The sequence below is a fragment of the Hydrotalea flava genome, from assembly GCF_001623405.1.
Lineage (GTDB): Bacteria > Bacteroidota > Bacteroidia > Chitinophagales > Chitinophagaceae > Hydrotalea > Hydrotalea flava.
Genome location: NZ_LUHG01000104.1, coordinates 74,237 through 93,811, shown reverse-complemented (window position 1 = coordinate 93,811; position 19,575 = coordinate 74,237). Strand labels below are relative to the sequence as shown.

Below are 19,575 nucleotides of genomic sequence, written 5' to 3'. Positions count from 1 at the left end.
GTACAGGCATTACCGGCAGGCCAGGTTCGGTACGAAGATGTTCCGGTTTCGCAAATGCGGAAAACCATTGCACGCCGCCTGAGCGAAAGTCTATTTACAGCGCCGCATTTTTATTTAACCATGGCTATTGATATGGATGCCGCTGTTGCCGCCAGAACCAAGTTGAATGAAAATGCCAAAGTTAAAATCAGTTTTAATGATTTGGTATTGAAAGCCACTGCTATGGCATTAAAACAACACCCCAAAGTAAACAGTAGCTGGATGGGCGATTTTATTCGTTATAATCAGCACATTAATATTGGTGTTGCGGTAGCCGTAGATGAGGGATTATTGGTACCTGTAGTGCGTTTTGCAGATAGCTTAAGTTTAAGTCAAATTGCTGTTCAGGTAAAAGAATATGCACAAAAAGCAAAAGATAAAAAACTTCAACCCGCAGATTGGGAAGGAAGTACTTTCACTATTTCTAATTTAGGTATGTTTGGTATTGATCAGTTTACTGCCATTATTAATCCACCTGATGCATGCATTTTAGCTGTTGGAGGAATAATGCAAGAGCCCGTTGTGAAAAACGGACAGGTTGTACCCGGAAATGTAATGAAAGTTACCCTTAGTTGCGACCATAGAGTAGTTGATGGTGCTACCGGTGCTGCATTTCTGCAAACATTAAAAAGTTTGCTGGAAGAGCCGCTTAGAATGCTGATTTAACTGAATAGATATTCATTGAAAAAGCCCTGTTGATTCATTGCGAATGAACAGGACTTTTTAATTTATTTATTTAATTAATGTATAAGTAGTTTTAAAACAATAAACTTCTAATTATTTGTTTATCAATTTCCGTGTTTTAACTGGTTAAAATGCCGTTAAATTAATTTAATATTATTAAAAAAATATTCATAAATTTGATTTCGATAATTTTTATATTAAAAAATCTTCTTTATGAAAAACAATAAATATCGCTTATTATTTATTTTTTTATTTTTTTTGGATTTTGTAAAAAGGATTTAAATATAACAGAGCAAAAACCCCAAGAGATTTTCTTTTACAAAAACGATATCTCAAATCAGATATTTTAAAAATTAAATGGAATATTAGCTGATACAACTCTATTGGATAAAGTTATAGTTTCATTTAATAGTCACAATAAAGTACATAAAATTTTCAATAGTGTTAAAAAATATGGTATGCCTAATTGGGGTATTTCTATAGTATTAAAAAATGAGCATGGGTTTAATACAATTGTTACTCCTGTAATAGATGAGAAAAATAAAACAAATGCATTGATATTTTTTTACAACTATGATAGGGAACACATTTATTTTAAAATTGTTGATAAAAACAAAGAACAGCTTAAACTTAAAAAATACGGAAATAGGGAGGCAAATTATTTTTCAAAATCTACACTTGAAGGCTTATTTCAATCATCCGATAAGAATATAAAATTGCTTAGTAATATTGAAAATAAATTAAGCATTAATACAAATAACATAGGCAACAATCATGGATTAACTATATCATATATCTGTTGGGATTATACCTGGGCTTATTCTAATTCCGATGGAAGTGTTGTAGTTGGAGTTATGCCCAATGTAGTTATCAGTTTACCATAAATTTAGGTGATGTTATTAACATGGACGGCGGTTCAGGTTATCTCGATGACATTAACTGCGCAGAAAATTGCGCTATGATTTTTACTGATTTGGTTTCAAACGCTACGACTGCTTCGTATGCAATTTCTGCACAGGTTGGCGATGTTGATGATTTTCGGAAATCTAAAATTATGCAATGGGTGATACTTACAAATCCCACTTTTCAACTAATTTCTATTGAATCGGGTATTGTGAAATTGGTTGATAAGCAAAGTAATGTTTGGAATTGGGAGTCGTTAACACATCAAAATATTACAATGGTCGGCAATCCTATTGGTGGTGCGGTTTCATTTAATCAGGGCGTTGGCACCCCATCATTTGTTGCAGGTGCTCCTAATATTTTGTATGCGGGTATGTCTGTTGATTTTAATGTTACTTTTCATCCAATTTGTAATTGTACTGTTCCTAATTTACTGGATCAAAGTGTTAATTATAATTCTACAATCATTGGTTGGCCGGCAAAACCATAAATAAATTTTTTAATTGTTTTATTTTTAAAAAATGAATATATTATATATATTTATAATTTTTTTGTTTAGTTTAAATAAAAATATTGATTGCTTCCATAATTCAGCAAATTACAAAATTACAAGTTTTAAAATAATATATTATTATTATATATATAGCCAATAAAGGGAGTATTGACTCAATTAAACATCTATTGATTAATGATACTATTTCTGTTTTTAAGTTAGAAAATTATACTTTGTGTAAACTTAGGCCCGTCTACAACTTCAGAGATAATAAAAAAATATTTAATTCTGAACCCTATTGCTTATATAAGAATTTTGATTCGATGGGGCATTATTTTTCATCTATTTACGATACTTCTCATGGAGTTTATTACCCGGTTGACTCATTTCTAAGAGTAAATACACATTACGGACAGATAAATAATTTTAAAGATTCACTGGCAAAGGACAGTGCATACTTATATGCTACGATACAATATGGAAATAATATTTTGTTGCAGAAATATGTGCATTCAGATTATTACAAAGGGAAAAATTCTTTTGATTCATTGTATTTCTATTATGATTCATCCATGCAAAATATTCCTTATAGTTTTTCTAACTATCTGGATAGCTTATTAAAAATGAAACTATTCAAAATAGAAATTATTTTTAATAAAATGGTAGATGTTGAAACCGGCTTTACTATACCTAAAAGGAGAATTTTTATTGAAATTCGTAAAATGGATGCAATACAAGATGAAAATATTTATAATATATTTATGAAATTTTTAAAACAATTACACATCCCCTTTTTGTAAACTTGTTTTTGTAAGTACAATCATTTTTTTAATTTAATTATAAATTCTCTGTTTGTATAATTGTGTTTTTACTTTATCATATGTTTTGTATTGATTACTTGTTAAAAATGTATCACTACAAAGAATAGCATTTTTTCGCTCCTTTTTTAATACCCTTCCTCCCAGCTACAGCCAATGGGTGCACCGGGTGGAGGTTCAACCGGTTGGGGTAATTGCATTTTATCAGGATGATTGATTCTTTCAATGACATAATTATAATGTGCAGCTAATGTAGTATGTGTAGCTGTTTGTGCTGTAGCCCATTTTTTCAAATCCATTAATCTGCTATAACAAATAGTTTTTACTGCATAATTGGCTTTCTTATTTTGATATAAATCCAATAGCCAGCTAATAACCTGTTGTTGGGTTTGTAGTTGTACTTGTAAAGCCAAATCTTTACTTAAGGGTGCTTTCCAGGTTTGATTAATAATAGCATCCAATACATCATCCCAACCCAGTGTATGCGCAATGGCTTTGTTTGCTACCAATCTATTGGCACGTTCGGGGTTGAATAAAAAACCCAATTCAAAATTTACCAAAGCTTCTGCAGCCGCTAATGGATCGAATGCCGGAGCAGTTCTTTTCTCAAATAATTCACCTACATTGTAATACATGGGTGGGCGGGGAGGTATGAGTTGAATGACGTTATTAGAAAGCGTTAATACAGAGGGTGATAAACATTGAAGCGCACCATTTAGTGCTTTTTGTTGTACTTCCAAGGGCAATATTTCCGGTTTTTGTTGCAAATTGTCACCTCTTACTGAATAACTGTAATTTATTCCGCCAATTAATTTACAAACGGCTTCTAATTGATAACGGTGAAAATTGTATAAGGGAACCAACACATCTTCTAATTTTGCCAAAGGTGTTCCAACGGTAATGGCTTGCTGTGAAAAGTTGTCAAGTGCTTTTGCTCTAACTTTCAATAATGTATTCAATTCATCAACCGCATCTTTTCCATTATCCCATAAATGTGCATAGGGGTGCATACCGCCGGCAGCACGTGCATCCATATCGGCAATAAATAAAATGCCATCTTTAGTATTCTTTTTTAAAATACTATCTAATGCCCGTGGTTCATTGGTGCCGGGTGTAAATTGGGTATATCCATAAGTAATGGCCCTTTTATCCCATTCGCCAATACCATGGGTATAGGCAGTTGAAAAATCAATTTCATTGTTATTGTTAACAAATACATCGGGGTGGGGATAATCCATCACCGAAGCACGATTGTTGTAACTGGAGGCATAGTTGTGTTGTAAGCCCAATGTATGGCCCACCTCATGTGCAGCCAATTGCCGTAAACGCTGCAGGGCCGTGGCTTGCATAACAGGTGAAACCGGCTGTGTGGTTGAAAAAGGTGAAAGCAATGCCGTATAAATTAAATAATCCTGCCGAACACGCAAAGAACCTAAGGTTACCTGTCCTTTTATAATTTCGCCGGTTCTGGGGTCGGTAATGGAGGCACCATAACTCCAGCCGCGAGTAGAGCGGTGTACCCAGTTAATAACGTTATAACGAATATCCATTGGGTCAGCCGAATCGGGTAACAGTTTTACCTGAAAAGCATTTTTAAATCCGGCGGCTTCAAAGGCTTCATTCCACCAGGAAGCACCTTCAATTAATGCAGAACGGATGGGTTCGGGTGTTCCATTATCTACATAATAAATAATGGGGTTTACCGGTTCACTGATTGCCTGATTGGGATATTTTTTGATGAGCCGGTGCCTGTTAATAAACATTTGTTGAATTTGTTCAGAAAACGGGCTACTAAAATCATAATAACTCATACCAAAATAGCCGCTGCGAATATCATAGCGCCGGGGTGTATATCCATTATCGGGTAATTGCACAAATGAATGGTGCATTCTAACTGTAATTGCCTCTTTCGAAGGAGTAACAGTGGTAATCATTCTCCCGGCATCATCGCCACCGGTAAATGTAATAGTGGCTTCCATTTCTGTATTCAATGGAAAATTTTTGGTATTGGGTAAGTAAATGGCCGATCGGCTTTTATTGAACTGATAAGTACCTTGTTTCATTTCTTTTATTTTAGCTGCAACACCTTGTGCATCGCGCAGCAGGAAGGGGGTTACATCAATTAAATATTGATTGCTTTCCTGTGCTGCAATATCAAAACTGCCTAAAACAGATTGTGCAAACGATTCTGCAACGGCTCGTTGTTCATTTTTATCGTTATTTGTGGCTCTGTATGCTTCATTGGGTTGTATCAGTAATAACTTTTTTCCAGCTTTTGTAAAATATACAATTCTTGATTGGCCAATCAGTCCACGGTCAAAGCCCAAATCATTAGAGCCAATGCCTGCAGGCAAACTGTTTACATACAAAAACTGAGAATCAGGTTTATCTACCAATAGCCAAATTTTACCGGTTGCATCATCCCACCAAAAGGGAAAGAAGCCGTTGTAAGCCTTCATGTGTGCGGTTTTGGTAGCAATAGTACCGGTGTTTTGTGCAAAGCTTGGTTGCAAGCAACAGCAGAACAGTAATATACCTATCAATTTATTCATGGCAGTTGTTTTGTTTACTAAAGATATTGAATATGCTGAATGCAAAGCAAAGAGATGGATGGTTGGTTATATCATTGGTGTGAAAATAATTTCTTGGTTAATGTATATTAATTTATAAAATTATAACCTGTAAAACCGAAGCTGTATTCATTTTCAGGTTTAGGTTACAATAAAAAAGCCGTCTCCGATTTAAGGAGAAGGCTTACTCATTTTTAAGTTACAAAGTGTAGAATTAAGCACCGGTAGAGGGAGTGTTATTTTCACTCACTTCAGTATGGCTTACTTCAGCCATTGGCATTACCATTTCCTGAACTACTGCAGGAGCAGCTGCAGCAACAGGTGTGGTTGATTTTTTTGGCGCTGATTTCTTCACCGCTTTTTTAATAACTGCTTTTTTGGGTGCTACCTTCTTAGCAACTACTTTTTTTGGCGCTGATTTCTTCACCGCTTTTTTTGCAGCAGCTTTTTTAATAACTGCCTTTTTGGGCGCCACCTTCTTAGCAACTACTTTTTTTGGCGTTGCTTTCTTCACCGCTTTTTTCGCAACTGCCTTTTTAGGTGTTGCTTTTTTTGCAACTGCTTTTTTTGCAACTGCTTTTTTAACAGCTTTTTTGGGAGTTGCCTTTTTTGCAACTGCCTTTTTGGGCGCTATCTTTTTTTTACTTGCTTTTGCCATAGTTTAGATGTGTTTGTGTAATGGTGAAATAGTTTGATACGAAAGTTAAATAATATCTTTTGTAAAATTGCATTCTTTCTATAAAAAGAGATAAATATTTTATTATTTTTTTTTTAATGAAACAGGATTCAAGGTGTGTTAACTTATTTTTCTGCAGGATTCAACCTTAGGTGTTGCATTCTGTTATACTAATTATGATTGAAAGTAAAAGCATATTTTTTTAAGTGCAGAATGGAATTATCTGATTTTTTGTAACTATATTGTTTAGCCTGAAATTTTAATACCGCATGTACCGCCCGGTACTAAATTGGATTATTTTGAAGGAAATACCTATGTAAGTTTAGTGGGCATTTATTTTACAAATTCTGCTTTAAAAGGTATATCCATCTCTTTCTATCTGCATTTCGAAGAATTTAACCTGCGTTTTTATGTTCGTTTTAAACAAGGAAATACCTGGAAGCGCAGAGTAGTATTCATTAAAGAAATTGTTCCTAAAAGAATGATTACTTATGTTGCCCGATTAATGTACGGCGAACATTACCATTACCACCCCCAATGCGCCACACCATACAAAGCAATGATAAAAACTTACTGATTCGCTATGAATGGAAAGTTGCAAATGAATGGAATGGTATACAGGTAAATGCTGATGAGACGCCCTATTGGGCTTCTCCCAATTCTGAATCACGTTTTATTACAGAACATTATTATGGTTTTACCAAACGAGCCGCGCAGGTTACATCTGCTTATCAGGTAATGCATCCATCCTGGCAAATTTATCCTGTTCAAACTTATAAAATTCATTGCAATGCAGTGGCGTTGTACAGAGCAGCTTTTAAACTGGTTTTATCACACAAGCACCGCAATCTGTATTTCTGGCCGAAGGTTCTCCAGAAAAAAATTTTTAACCGGCAGTTACTACGTTTTTAATATGCTTTCATTGAGAATTAGTTCTGGTAATTGCTGCGTATTGTTTGCCAGATATACTGTATTATGGCTTAGTTGGCAACCTTACTGTAACTTTGCAGTTCATTAATTTTATAGGGTATGAAAAAAACGGTGGTAATTGGTGCTTCTGAAAATCCGGCAAGGTATAGTTATCTGGCAGTTGATCGGCTTACACAGCATGGTTACCAGGTAATAGCCATTGGTAATAAGCCGGGACATATTGGTGCGGTGCCCATTATTACAACACATCCTGCAGAACGCAATGTAGATACGGTAACACTTTATGTTAATCCGGCTGTTCAAACAGCTTTATACGATTATATTTTTTCTCTGCATCCCAAACGCATTATTTTTAATCCAGGTGCAGAAAATCCCGAATTATGCCAAATGGCCAAAGAAAAAGGCATTCAATGTTTGGAAGCTTGCACATTAGTGTTGCTATCCACCCATCAATATTAAATTGTTTTTTATTTACTGTTCATGCAGCTTTGTAATGAACTATATTCGTTTGTGACAGAAACAGGCAATTCTTATGCAAATAAAGCAAGTACAAAAAGGAGCAGACATAAAAGCGTTTTTAGAAGTGAATGTGGCCATGAATGCCGGTAATCCGAATTATATACAGCCCCTCAATCATGAAGTGGAGGCCGTATTTAATCCAAAAAAAAATAAATTGTTTAAATATGGCACCATTCAGCGTTGGATTTTGCAGGATGATACAGGTGCCACTATTGGCAGAATTGCCGCATTTACCAGCACAAAATATGTAAACAAAGGCACTGATTTTGCCACTGGTGGTATTGGCTTTTTTGATTGTATAGATAACCAAGCAGCGGCTAACTTATTGTTTGATACAGCAAAGCAATGGTTACAACAGCAGGGTATGGCAGCAATGGATGGCCCCATTAATTTTGGTGATAGAGACAAATGGTGGGGCTTGTTGGTAGATGGGTTTGATAAAGAACCGGTATATGGATTAAGTTTTAATCCGCCGTATTATCAAAAATTATTTGAAGGATATGGCTTTCAAAATTATTATAACCAATATTATTATGCCATGAATGTGGATGATCCGCTTCCGGCAAGATTTGCTGAAAGACATGCAAAGTTTAAAGCAAAAAAAGGATACGAAGCCCGCCATGCAAATTTGAATGAATTGGAGAAATATGCTGCAGATTTTACGGAAGTGTACAATCAGGCCTGGGCACAACACGGCGAAGCCAAAGAAATTACCAAAGAACATGTTTTAAAGTTGTTTGTAAGTATGAAACCCATTATGGATCCTCGAATGGTTTGGTTTGCTTACTACAATGATGAACCCATAGCTATGTTTATCAATATTCCGGATGTAAATCAGTATTTTAAATATTTTAAAGGCAAATTTGGCTGGTGGCAAAAATTGCAATTATTTTGGATGAAACGAAGAGGTGCCTGTAAAAAATTAACCGGACTGGCATTTGGTGTTATACCCAAATATCAGGTATTGGGCATTGATAGTTTTTTAATTTATGAAAGCGCTTTGTTGGTGCAGGGTAAGGGTTGGTATGAAAGTTACGAAATGGGCTGGGCAGGTGATTGGAACCCTAAAATGATTAATATCTATAAAAGTTTAGGTGCAGTTCAAAGCCGCCGCCTTATTACGTACCGTTATATTTTTGATACCAATCAGTATCCCTTTGAAAGGCATCCGCCTATGGAATACAAGCAATAAGCTGTTGGTGTTTCATTAAAATATTTTAGCTGTAACGCATAATAGGTATGTCGTTGCCATTCCAATCGGGAAATAAAATATTGTTTTGATGAATGTTTAAGTGTGTATTAGCTACTGCGCTAAATACACTTCTAAAGTCGGTAGATACGGGTAAATCACGCTGGTCTTCCAAATCTTCTTTGGCCAAACTTTTAATTTGGTGGTAAACCTTTCCGCCCTGCACATCATTCCCTAAAACAAACAAACAACTGGCTCTGCCGTGGTCTGTTCCGCCTGTACCATTTTGGTGTACAGTTCGGCCAAATTCAGTCATGGTCATTACCGTAACTTCATCCTGATGTGCTGCAATATCTTCCCAAAAAGCGGCAATGCTGTCGCTGAAATCTTTTAAGTTCCTGCCTAAAATTCCGTTGATGGTTCCCTGATTTACATGCGTATCCCAACCACCACTTTCTGCAAAAGCTACTTCTAAGCCAACATCCATTTTTATTAAAACGGCAATTTGTTTTAAAGCATTGCCCAATGCGGAGTTAGGATAAACAATTCCTGCTTTTGGTGCATATTGTTTCAGGTTGTTTACATTCAGCATTTTCATAGCTTCAAAACTTTCTTTTCCGGTTTTTTGTAACAATTGTGAGCTGGTATTATCGTACAATGCTTCAAATGAATTGGCAGCTACTTTCCCTGCTAATGGGTTGCCGCGCATTTGAATGGCAAAATCGTTTAAATTACTAATGGCCAATGCTTCATTACTGCCATAAAAACTTCTGGGTAAGGCACTCGTTATACTTACGGCACTAAACGGTGTAGCAGGTTTTCCCATTAAACCAATGGCTCTGTTTAACCAGCCGCTCTCTGTTCCTTTGTTAAAAGGTGTACCACTTTCCATAAAATCCTGTGCATCAAAATGGCTGCGGGTAGGGTTGGGGCTGCCTACGCCATGTTCAATGGCTAATTGTTTATTTTGGAATAAACGCGCAAAAGCTTGTAAGGATGGGTGTAAGGCAAAATAACCATCTAAGTCTATCATACTGCCTTCGGTTTTAGCCGGACTCATATATAATGTTGGCCGCATCATTTTTAAATTAGGATCTGCATAAGGGCTAACGGCCATTAATCCATCCATTGCACCCCGCTGAAAAATGCACACCAGTGTTTTTCTTTTTTGAAAGGGTTTGATGAATTTGTTGCCTGCTGTGGCGGCTTTGGCAATAAAGTTGGGAACACCGCCAATGCCTGCTGCAAATAAGGCTAATGCTCCATTGCGCATAAATATTCTTCTATTCATAAATATATTTTTTTATTTTCTTTGAAATTCGGGTGAGCCAATAATAACACCTACAACCTGACTTAATGATGGAGGCGGATTGTTGGTTTGCAAGGGTTGAACAGTATGGGTAGGTACTGTGGTATCCATTTCGGGTATTGATATATAATTATTATAATTATTATTATTATGTTGGTTTGCTGCCTGAGCTAGTTTTTGATTTAGATCTGCATCATGAATTAAAGCAGCAATGCGTTGTATGTTTTGAGTGTTATCTCTGGCCGGCAACAAAATGGCACTATAAATTTTCAAAGCAGCATCTACACTTTCAGGCTCATGATTATTATTTAAAGCAGGCAAGTTGAGGGTAATGCCCGGTATTTTTTGCGATGCAAAAGCCAATCCAAAATTCATTCTGCTTAATAATGAGCCGGTGTTAATCCAATAGTCTGCTCTGTCGGGGAAGCCGGTAGGGGCCTGATAGTAATAAAATTTTTGTCCCATTTTATTGCACCAGTAAAAAATTTGATAAGGCATGTTTACTTGTGCATTCGTAGCTCTAATGGTACTAATGGCCAGTTCAAAAGGCGATTTGATTTTGGCGATTTGGTTATTAGGATTCCAAAATTCAGGGCTATTCACCATGGTAATTAAAACGCTTTTTATACTGCCATTGGTTTTTAAGAATGTTTGTGTCATTTGTTGTATTAATGCGGAAGAAGGCGTATCACTCACAAAATGTTTGGCCAATGCAGTGGATATAAATTTTGCAGTAGTGGGTTGGTGAGCCAGCATTTCTAAAGCGGTAATACCCTCCTTATACCCGCCATTGGCAGGAAAATATTGGCCGAGAAAAGTTTTGGGGCTATCATCGTGTTTATTTGGCCGGAAGAAAAAACCATTCTGTATAACAAAGCCGCGTTTTTCCAATTGTTCAGGTGTTGTTTTTTCTAATTGTTGATAGGCGGGCCCATTTTTAAACATTGGGTAAATTGCCCATCCGGTAAGTATTTTGGCCAAAGTAGTTACATCTTGTTGTGTGTAACCCCCATCAACGCCCATGGTATGCAATTCCATTACTTCTCTGGCATAATTTTCATTCAATCCTTCCGATGCCCTTTTTTTGAATGGCTTATCGTTATTGTTGGGTGTTTGTGCCCATCGTTCCAATCGCTTAGCTTCTATGGAATTGTTATTGCTTACACTACCGGCATTGTCTAAATAGGTTAACATGGCAGGATGCTGCGCTGTAGCCAGCAATAAGGCATCAAAATTATCAAGTATGTGAGGTCGTATGGCATCGCGTTCATAAGCCAATACATAAGGAGCGCAATTGGGTTTGGTGAGCGATACGTTAAAATGATTGAACCAAAAATCAGTTAATACTTCCTGCAACTGGTTGTTGCTATATGCGGCTCTGATAATTTTTTGTACAATTAATTGCTTTTCTAATTCAGCAATGGGTTTAAAACCTTGTTGCTGCATAAAAGCTTTTAGTTTTTCACGATAGGCAGGTTTGCTGATAGAAGTATCGCCTTTTTCAATAACGCCCATCTTTCTGGCTAAAGCAACTACTTCGCCGTTAGTGGGATAAGTGTTCACCATCTCTTCTAATGAAAGACTTGAGGCATCAATATATAAATGCTGTAATTGGTTATCAACTGCAGTATCTAATTGATTTCCTGCTAATTGGCGGTAAAACCAATGTTCAATGCCTTCTTTTGCAACAGCATCTACTTCTCCCGGTCTAGGGCCAAAAGTAAATCTGTTTAATAAATAAGTTGCAGCCTGTTCTTTTGTAAAACCCATTTCCTGATAAGGAAATTTTTTTTGGGGTGGGGTATGATGCACATACACAAATCCGTGAATAACCGCCATTAATCCCACAAATGCCAACAATCTGCTTATTTTTTTTTGCCACATGTACCTTAATATTTGAACAATCAGATGGTTTTATAGGCCGTCGGTTTAAAAAGTAATTTTTTTTCTGCCATATTTTCAGTGAAATGCGAAAAGAAAGAGTGTTTTTTTGCACATAACTTTATTCTGTAGCCCCGATTGAAATTGCATTTGTTATCTTGCAATTTGTATGGAAAATTTTATTGTTTCGGCACGAAAGTATCGCCCACAAAATTTTAATATGGTGGTGGGCCAAAAACATATTACTACCACTTTAAAAAATGCAATTAAAAACAATCAGATAGCGCATTCTTTTTTGTTTTGCGGCCCAAGAGGAGTGGGTAAAACCACATGTGCCCGTATTATGGCCAAAACCATTAACTGTACCAATCCAACCCCTGAAGGAGAGGCTTGTAATACCTGTACCAGTTGCGTTTCTTTTGATGCAGGTAATTCAATGAACATTCATGAATTAGATGCGGCCAGTAATAATTCGGTGGAAGATATCAGGAATCTGGTTGATCAGGTTCGTTTTGCACCGCAGGCAGGCAAATACAAAGTATACATTGTAGATGAGGTACACATGTTAAGTACCAGTGCCTTCAATGCTTTTTTAAAAACGCTGGAAGAGCCACCTTCTTATGCCATTTTTATTCTGGCTACTACCGAAAAACATAAAATTTTACCCACCATTCTTTCTCGTTGCCAGATATTCGATTTTAAACGAATTACCATACAGGATACGGTGGAACATTTAGAAGAAATTATTGAAAAAGAAAATATATCTGCCGAGAAAACTGCTCTTCAACTCATTGCTCAAAAAAGTGAAGGATGTATGCGCGATGCTTTGAGTATTCTGGACAAAATTGTAAGTTTTACCAATGGGATGTTAACTTATCAAAACACGGTAGAACATCTTAATATTTTAGATGACGATTACTATTTTAAACTCTTAGATGCCTTATACAAACAGGATATGGCCGGCGCCATGCTGTTGTATGAAGAAATTAACCAAAAAGGTTTTGAGGGCGATTTGGTGCTGAATGGCTTTGCTTCTTTCATGAGAAATTTATTGGTGTGTAAAGATGCCCGTGCTGCAGTATTATTAGATGTGTTGGAAGGAAGGCAGGAACAGTATGCTGCTACAGCCAATGCAATAGATGCTTCTTATTTAATTAGTGCCTTAAATATTTTGAATGAAGCAGAAATACAGTTTAAAATGGCCCGCAATAAAAGGCTGCATGTGGAGTTGTGCCTCATTAAACTCAGCTTTTTACAACAAGCCCTACAACTATCTTCTGATCAGGGAACCGTTATAAAAAAAAAATTAACGGATAGGCCTTTTGCATTGCAGCAAAAAACCATTCCGCAATACCATCCTCCAAAATCAACAAATACACCCGCTGCAAAATTAATGATTGAGCAAGAGCGTCCTGCTACACCTGTTGCAGCGCCGTTACCGCAATCGGTTGTTCAGGAGCCTAAAACTACAGCTGAAAAAAAGATTCTCAAGCAAACAACACAAACAGATAATAAAAAAAATCTCTTAGATATTTTAAGGGCTAAGGTAAAAGAAGATGTTGAAGTATTGCAGGTGCAGGAAGCAGAAGATTTGCAGATAGAAAAATTAAAAGCCTGCTGGAATGATTATTGTGAAAAGCTGCAACAAGATGGCGGAAAACCTGCTACCGTTGGAACCTTAAAAATGGCAAAATTAGAACTGATAGATGAGGTGCGCTTTTCTGTAACCGTTCAGGCTTTAACGCAACAAAAATTTATTGAACAGGAAAAAATGCAGCTAACCGATTTTATTCAGCAGGCATTCAATAACAGCGGCATTCGTTTTCATATTTTGGTAGAAAACACGATTCCAGATGAAGTACCTGATCAACTCTCGTTGAACAGTAAGCAACGTTTTGAAAAAATGGCTGAAAAATATCCTTTATTAAGAGAGTTGAAGGATAGGTTGAGGTTGGATTTAGATTTATAAAAACAAAATATTATGTAAGTAAAGTAGGTTAGTTCAGTGGAATACTTCCCGTTATAAAAAATGAAACTACCGACACGCAGATCAACGTGATTACTGCAAGCAACAAAATAAATTTAGCTTTTCGTATGCCGTCTTCATCTTTATTATTTATGGCACGGTACAAAACAACAATTCCGTAAAACAACGCCATTAATGCAGCAGTAAATAAAATAGCACAGAAAAAATAAATAGCCCCTGTTGCGTTTAAAATCATCCACCTGCTTTTTTAGAAAGTTGATATCCATTTTTTTGTAACCATTGTAATACCTTATCGCGCTGGTCGCCTTGGATAATAATTTCTGAATCTTTTGCACTGCCGCCGGTGCCACAAAATTGTTTCAATTGTTTACCTAACCATATACAATCATCCTCAGTGCCGGTAAAGCCTTTAATTAAAGTAACCGTTTTACCGCCTCTATGTTTGGTATCTAAATAAATGATAAGTTTCTGTTTTGCGGGTGGCAGTGTTTCAGTTATTGCATTTTCATGCTTAAAATGAAACAGAGGATCTGTACTGTATACAAAACCTCTTACATCTGTTTTGTTTTTTTTGTTCATAACAACATTGCTTTTAAACTTAAATCCACACTTTTAGCCTGGTGAATTAATCCGCCTGCGCTAATATAATCCACGCCTGTAGCAGCATAGCTTTCGATATTCTCTAAATGAATACCACCACTGGCTTCAGTTTCAAATTGCTGCTGAATAATTTGTAAGGCCTCAGTAATTTGAGCAGGTGTAAAATTATCTAATAAAATTCTGAATATTTTACCTTTCCCTACTTTGCAAATGGTTGTAACATCGGTTATATTTCGGGCTTCAATTTCAATTTTTAAATTAAGATGGTGTTGCTGTACATATTGCCACGAGCGGTGAATAGCATTTTCAATTCCTCCGGCATAATCAATATGATTGTCTTTCAACATCAGCATATCAAATAACCCAAACCGGTGGTTGGTACCGCCACCAATACGCACTGCTTCTTTTTCCAATAATCTGAAATTGGGTGTGGTTTTTCTTGTATCTAATAATTGCGTACGATAGTGCTTTATTTTTTCTGCAAATGCATGTGTAAGTGTAGCAATTCCACTCATCCGTTGCATACAATTCAAAACCAATCTTTCGCAGGATAAAATAGTGTGTACTGATGCGGTTACTTCAAAAGCTTTATCACCGGGTAGCATAGCGGCGCCATCTTCTTTAAAAATTTCAAATTCGGCTTCAGGTTCAACAAAATGAAAAATTTTTTGTGCTACTGCCACCCCGGCTAAAATACCTGCTTCCTTAATTTTTAAAACGGCTTTTCCCTTAGCATCTTTTGCAATACACGAAAGTGTTGTATGATCTCCATCACCAATATCTTCTTTTAATGCTTCTATTATCAAATGGTTTAATTTTTCTTCAAAATTTATCATGTTGGCAATATAGTACGTTTCATAAAAAAAGCCCTCGAAAATTAAGAGAGCTTTATATGAATGGGTTTAGAAAAGCTTTAATTTATTCGGACGGATATAATTTGGTGATGCCCATCTTTGTTTCTTAATAACAGTGTAATATTATATCCCCTGTTTTTCCCATTTAATTTTCCGGCCATGTACATAGTGGTACCGGCTTCTCGTTGTGAAGTGAGTTCAAAACCATGAATGCCGGCATCATTAAAAAATGTTCTTAATGCAATCCCTGCCTGATTTTTCCCTATGTTTTTAACTTCTTCTTTACCGGGTAGGGTTAAATCTATATAACTGTCAAAATAACCGGATACACTTTCTGCATTGGCACTCTTCAGGGCGTTCACAATTTCCGATACATCACTCTGAAAGGTAAAAGAAGCCATAACCACTCCTAAACCCATTAACAATAACAGTTTTTTCATAACGCTGAATTTATAATATAACCTACACTAAAAACATGCCAAATAAAATGTTTAACGAAAGTTAAAGTTAGGGGTAGGAAGGTGAAATAACAAATTGAGTACCTTTGTAGCTATGAGCAAGAAAGCAATACTAATTATTATGGATGGATGGGGCCTCGGAAAGAATAAACATACCGATGCCATTCAACAGGCCAATGTGCCATTTGTAACCTCCTTGTACAATCAATATCCGCATACAACTTTAGTAACCTGTGGTGAAGCAGTAGGGTTGCCAGATGGACAAATGGGTAATAGTGAAGTAGGGCATCTTAATTTAGGAGCCGGCCGTATTGTTTATCAGGAACTGCAGCGCATTAATGTTGCCATACGTGATGGATCATTTGCCAAAAATGAACAACTATTGGCAGCTATTGCAAAAGCTAAAAATGATAATAAACCCTTGCATTTACTGGGCTTGGTAAGCAATGGCGGTGTGCATAGCCATATCAATCATTTAAAAGCAATATGCAATGTTTGTAAAGAAAACGGATTAAAAGAAGTATATATTCATGCATTTACCGATGGGCGCGACTGTGATCCGAAAAGCGGTTTAGGCTTTATGCAAGACCTGCAACAATTTTTAACAACCAGCGTAGGTAAAATTGCCACCGTTAGCGGAAGGTATTATGCCATGGATAGAGATAAACGTTGGGAGCGCATTCAATTAGCTTACAATGCCATAGTAATGGGTACAGGCAATACGGCTAACAGTGCGGTTCATGCCATCGAACAATCTTATGCTGCAGATATTACTGATGAATTTATTAAACCCACGGTAATTCTTGAAAATGATAAACCGGTGGCAACTATTCAGGAGGGCGATGTGGCTATCTGTTTTAATTTTAGAACGGATCGATGCCGCGAAATTACCGATGTATTGACTCAAAACGATCATCCTGACTTTAACATGCAGGCTTTGAAAATTGATTATACTACCATGACGGAGTATGACAAAACCTTTCATAAGGTACATATTATTTTTGAAAATGATAATCTGAACAATACTTTGGGCGAAGTATTGGCTGCTGCCGGAAAAAAACAAATCAGAATTGCTGAAACTGAAAAATATCCGCATGTTACTTTCTTTTTCAGTGGGGGAAGGGAAGTTCCCTTTGAGGGCGAATCACGTATTATGGTACCCTCTCCCAAGGTAGCTACTTACGACTTAAAACCCGAAATGAGTGCAGTTGAATTAACAGATAAACTTATTCCTGAAATAGAAAAAGGGGATACCGATTTTATTTGTTTGAATTATGCCAATGCAGATATGGTGGGACATACCGGGGTACTCTCTGCCGTAATTAAGGCAGTAGAAACTGTGGATGCCTGCGTAAAAAGGGTAGTTGAAGCTGCATTAAAACAAGATTATGTTATTTTTCTTACCGCCGATCATGGTAATGCCGATAACATGATTAATGAGGATGGAACGCCGAATACGCAACATTCTTTAAATCTGGTTCCACTGTTTGTAATAGATAATAACTGGTATGGAAATTTGCATTCCGGTAAGTTGGGTGATATTGCTCCAACCATTTTAAAAATGATGCAATTACCTATTCCCAAAGAAATGACAGGCAATATTTTGATTGATTAAAGGGAATACTTATTTTTAGCAAAGCAATGATAATGCTGCACCTTTTGATTTTAGCGTGCAGCATTGTTTTATAAAAATTGTTTGAAGGAAGATGAATTGAATGATAAAATGGCCGGGATAATTAAATTATATAAAAAATTTATATATAAATTACAAATACATGAAAAAAATTATTCTTTGGTTTATCCTGGTTGTGTTAGGCATTTTTATCATTATCCAATTTATTCGCCCGGCTAAAAACCAGTCAGTTGAGACATTGCCTACTGATATTAAATTGCATTATCCAGTTCCACAAAATGTAGAAGCAATTCTTTCAAAGGCTTGTTATGATTGTCATTCCAACAATACCCGTTACCCTTGGTATAACAATATTCAACCGGTAGCCTGGTTTTTAGATGACCATGTAAAATCCGGAAAACGGCATTTAAATTTCAGTGATTTTACTTCAATGCGAGTGGCTAAACAATATAAACGATTGGAAGATTGTAAAGAACAAATAAAAGAGGGCGATATGCCTTTAGCGTCATATACCCTCATTCATCGCGATGCAATTTTAACGGATGCTGAAAAAGAAACCCTGTATAATTGGTTTGATGCGGTTCGCGATTCTATTAAAGCACAATACCCTGCAGATAGTTTGGTAATGCCCAAACGTAAAAAATAGTACAACCATTTCATATCTTCATAAACCGGACTTACAGTTTTATAACTGTTGGCCTTTTTTTATTGTATTTTGCAGCATGATTATTCATACAGCAAAATATCTTATTTCTTCTCCTTCATTCGATAAGTGTCCACCGGCCGACAAACCGGAGTATGCATTTATTGGCCGAAGTAATGTGGGTAAATCTTCTTTAATCAATATGCTTACCGGTCAAAAAAGCTTAGCTAAAACATCGGCTACACCGGGCAAAACCCAATTGATTAATCATTTTATAGTAGAAAGCAGTACAAAGCAAAAAAACAAACAGCAATGGTATGTGGTTGATTTGCCGGGTTATGGCTATGCCAAACGCTCACAAACCGATAGAAGAAGATGGGAACAAATGATTGAAAATTATTTGCGTAAAAGGCCTAATTTATTGCAGGTAATGGTGCTGATAGATAGCAGGCATGCACCACAAAAAAATGATCTTGAATTTGTGAATCAGTTAGACAAATGGGAAGTACCTTTTAGCCTCATTTTTACAAAGGCCGATAAAGAAAAACCGGGTGTAGTTTCCAGAAACGTGCAATTGTTTATAGATACTTTAAAGTTAACCTGGCAATTTTTGCCGCAGGTTTTTGTAACCAGTGCCGAAAAAAAAACTGGAAGAGAGGAAGTGCTCAACTTTATTGCACAAAATAATTTAAGAGCTGCAGAGAATGATATGATTGGGTAAAATATACTGTTTGCTGAAAAGTAATGCGGTGCGTTTGCCACAGCAACTTTTGTTGAGTTACTGAAAAATAAATTGGTTGTAAAGTGTAAATATTAATTCACCACTTTATCGGCACAACAACTGCTGGCAAAGGCTTCGGGTTTGGCTTTGAATGCAAAGCCCATTCCTAAAATGTAGCCCATTGCTTCTTTTAATGCATCATTACTTTTAAAACCCGGATTGGTATTAATGTCTGCATGTACTTCCATTTCAACATCCCAGGCAATAAACAAATCGCAGAGCTCATAAGCTACTTCAATGCTTTTCGCTACTTCCTGTAACATACGCTCTTTGATGTGAAATTTCTGCTTGGTTTTTTCATTGTGGATGTACATAAAACCGCCGTTGTGTTCTCTTAAAAAAACAATAACGGTTGCAAACTCTGTGTCTTCCCCTTTTACCTGGCTGTCGGTGCCAATGCATACTTTTAAGTGGGTACCGTTTGCTCTTTCTTTTTTAATAGCTTCTTCTACTGCTTTTTTGATGGGAAGATGGATGCTTTCGCCGTTGAATTTTCTCCAATGCATAAAAATTAAGTTTTTTGAAATTACGGTTTTTTATATTCCAAAACCATTAATTTATTATTAACTGCACATTTTATGCATTGGGTGTCAGGAAAAATGAGCAAT

The 19,575-nt window shown here is 36.3% G+C and carries 21 protein-coding genes; 12 read left to right on the top strand and 9 right to left on the bottom strand.

All coding sequences use genetic code 11. The annotated features are described in order from the left end of the window. The 4 genes from A0F92_RS14155 to A0F92_RS14140 all read left to right on the top strand — a co-directional run. The coding region (locus tag A0F92_RS14155; protein WP_167517106.1) for a dihydrolipoamide acetyltransferase family protein at positions 1-705 on the top strand (705 nt) is incomplete at its 5' end. Positions 706-1,181: 476 nt separating this feature from the next. Further along, entirely contained in the window at positions 1,182-1,607 is a 426-nt protein-coding gene (locus A0F92_RS14150) for a hypothetical protein (protein ID WP_068247616.1), read from the top strand. 74 nt (positions 1,608-1,681) lie between these two features. Continuing rightward, positions 1,682-2,116, top strand: coding sequence for a hypothetical protein (locus A0F92_RS14145; RefSeq protein ID WP_068247613.1), 435 nt, complete (start codon positions 1,682-1,684; stop codon positions 2,114-2,116). Between the two features lie 326 nt (positions 2,117-2,442). Beyond that, complete coding sequence (locus tag A0F92_RS14140; RefSeq protein ID WP_068247610.1) at positions 2,443-2,919, top strand: hypothetical protein; 477 nt, start codon at positions 2,443-2,445, stop codon at positions 2,917-2,919. A gap of 146 nt (positions 2,920-3,065) precedes the next feature. On the opposite strand, the gene A0F92_RS14135 is transcribed toward A0F92_RS14140, so the two are convergent. After that, on the bottom strand, positions 3,066-5,489 hold the full coding sequence (locus A0F92_RS14135; protein WP_068247607.1) for a zinc-dependent metalloprotease: 2,424 nt from the start codon (positions 5,487-5,489) through the stop codon (positions 3,066-3,068). Between the two features lie 232 nt (positions 5,490-5,721). After that, entirely contained in the window at positions 5,722-6,165 is a 444-nt protein-coding gene (locus A0F92_RS14130) for a histone H1-like repetitive region-containing protein (protein WP_068247604.1), read from the bottom strand. 274 nt (positions 6,166-6,439) lie between these two features. Between A0F92_RS14130 and A0F92_RS15900 the strand changes: the two genes are divergently transcribed. From A0F92_RS15900 to A0F92_RS14115, 4 genes are all read left to right on the top strand, one after another. Then, complete coding sequence (locus A0F92_RS15900; protein WP_317038895.1) at positions 6,440-6,760, top strand: DUF2071 domain-containing protein; 321 nt, start codon at positions 6,440-6,442, stop codon at positions 6,758-6,760. Beyond that, positions 6,721-7,095, top strand: a complete 375-nt coding sequence (locus tag A0F92_RS15895) for a DUF2071 domain-containing protein (RefSeq protein WP_253810499.1) — start codon at positions 6,721-6,723, stop codon at positions 7,093-7,095. Before A0F92_RS15900 ends, A0F92_RS15895 begins: the two co-directional genes overlap by 40 nt. A 117-nt stretch (positions 7,096-7,212) precedes the next feature. Then, positions 7,213-7,572, top strand: coding sequence for a CoA-binding protein (locus tag A0F92_RS14120; protein WP_068247602.1), 360 nt, complete (start codon positions 7,213-7,215; stop codon positions 7,570-7,572). Positions 7,573-7,645: 73 nt separating this feature from the next. Beyond that, on the top strand, positions 7,646-8,824 hold the full coding sequence (locus tag A0F92_RS14115) for a hypothetical protein (protein ID WP_068247599.1): 1,179 nt from the start codon (positions 7,646-7,648) through the stop codon (positions 8,822-8,824). A 25-nt stretch (positions 8,825-8,849) separates the two neighbouring features. On the opposite strand, the gene A0F92_RS14110 is transcribed toward A0F92_RS14115, so the two are convergent. Both A0F92_RS14110 and A0F92_RS14105 read right to left on the bottom strand, forming a co-directional pair. Next, the gene (locus tag A0F92_RS14110; protein ID WP_068247596.1) at positions 8,850-10,112 is read right to left on the bottom strand and encodes a DUF1501 domain-containing protein; all 1,263 of its coding nucleotides are present in this window, start codon (positions 10,110-10,112) and stop codon (positions 8,850-8,852) included. Between the two features lie 12 nt (positions 10,113-10,124). Beyond that, entirely contained in the window at positions 10,125-12,014 is a 1,890-nt protein-coding gene (locus A0F92_RS14105) for a DUF1800 domain-containing protein (protein ID WP_068247591.1), read from the bottom strand. 166 nt (positions 12,015-12,180) lie between these two features. On the opposite strand from A0F92_RS14105, the gene A0F92_RS14100 reads away from it, so the two are divergent. After that, entirely contained in the window at positions 12,181-13,980 is a 1,800-nt protein-coding gene (locus A0F92_RS14100) for a DNA polymerase III subunit gamma/tau (protein WP_068247590.1), read from the top strand. Between the two features lie 28 nt (positions 13,981-14,008). On the opposite strand, the gene A0F92_RS14095 is transcribed toward A0F92_RS14100, so the two are convergent. From A0F92_RS14095 to A0F92_RS14080, 4 genes are all read right to left on the bottom strand, one after another. Next, entirely contained in the window at positions 14,009-14,233 is a 225-nt protein-coding gene (locus tag A0F92_RS14095) for a hypothetical protein (protein WP_068247587.1), read from the bottom strand. Further along, complete coding sequence (locus tag A0F92_RS14090; protein WP_068247584.1) at positions 14,230-14,577, bottom strand: translation initiation factor; 348 nt, start codon at positions 14,575-14,577, stop codon at positions 14,230-14,232. The genes A0F92_RS14095 and A0F92_RS14090 overlap by 4 nt, the downstream gene beginning before the upstream one ends. Then, positions 14,574-15,434: a carboxylating nicotinate-nucleotide diphosphorylase gene (nadC, locus tag A0F92_RS14085; protein WP_068247581.1), complete on the bottom strand. Its 861-nt coding sequence runs from the start codon at positions 15,432-15,434 to the stop codon at positions 14,574-14,576. The genes A0F92_RS14090 and nadC overlap by 4 nt, the downstream gene beginning before the upstream one ends. A gap of 77 nt (positions 15,435-15,511) precedes the next feature. Beyond that, the gene (locus A0F92_RS14080; protein WP_068247578.1) at positions 15,512-15,892 is read right to left on the bottom strand and encodes a DUF4783 domain-containing protein; all 381 of its coding nucleotides are present in this window, start codon (positions 15,890-15,892) and stop codon (positions 15,512-15,514) included. Positions 15,893-16,004: 112 nt separating this feature from the next. On the opposite strand from A0F92_RS14080, the gene gpmI reads away from it, so the two are divergent. The 3 genes from gpmI (at position 16,005) to yihA (ending at position 18,907) form a co-directional block, all read left to right on the top strand. Beyond that, a complete protein-coding gene (gene gpmI / locus A0F92_RS14075) occupies positions 16,005-17,525 on the top strand; it encodes a 2,3-bisphosphoglycerate-independent phosphoglycerate mutase (RefSeq protein ID WP_068247575.1) in 1,521 nt (506 codons plus the stop codon). A gap of 160 nt (positions 17,526-17,685) precedes the next feature. Continuing rightward, positions 17,686-18,189 (top strand): heme-binding domain-containing protein, encoded by a 504-nt coding sequence (locus A0F92_RS14070; RefSeq protein WP_068247572.1) that lies wholly within the window; start codon positions 17,686-17,688, stop codon positions 18,187-18,189. Between the two features lie 76 nt (positions 18,190-18,265). Further along, positions 18,266-18,907: a ribosome biogenesis GTP-binding protein YihA/YsxC gene (gene yihA / locus A0F92_RS14065; protein ID WP_068247569.1), complete on the top strand. Its 642-nt coding sequence runs from the start codon at positions 18,266-18,268 to the stop codon at positions 18,905-18,907. A gap of 92 nt (positions 18,908-18,999) precedes the next feature. Here yihA and A0F92_RS14060 read toward each other — a convergent pair whose 3' ends face one another. Continuing rightward, positions 19,000-19,473, bottom strand: a complete 474-nt coding sequence (locus tag A0F92_RS14060) for a ribonuclease H-like YkuK family protein (protein ID WP_068247565.1) — start codon at positions 19,471-19,473, stop codon at positions 19,000-19,002. Between the last annotated feature and the right edge of the window lie 102 nt (positions 19,474-19,575).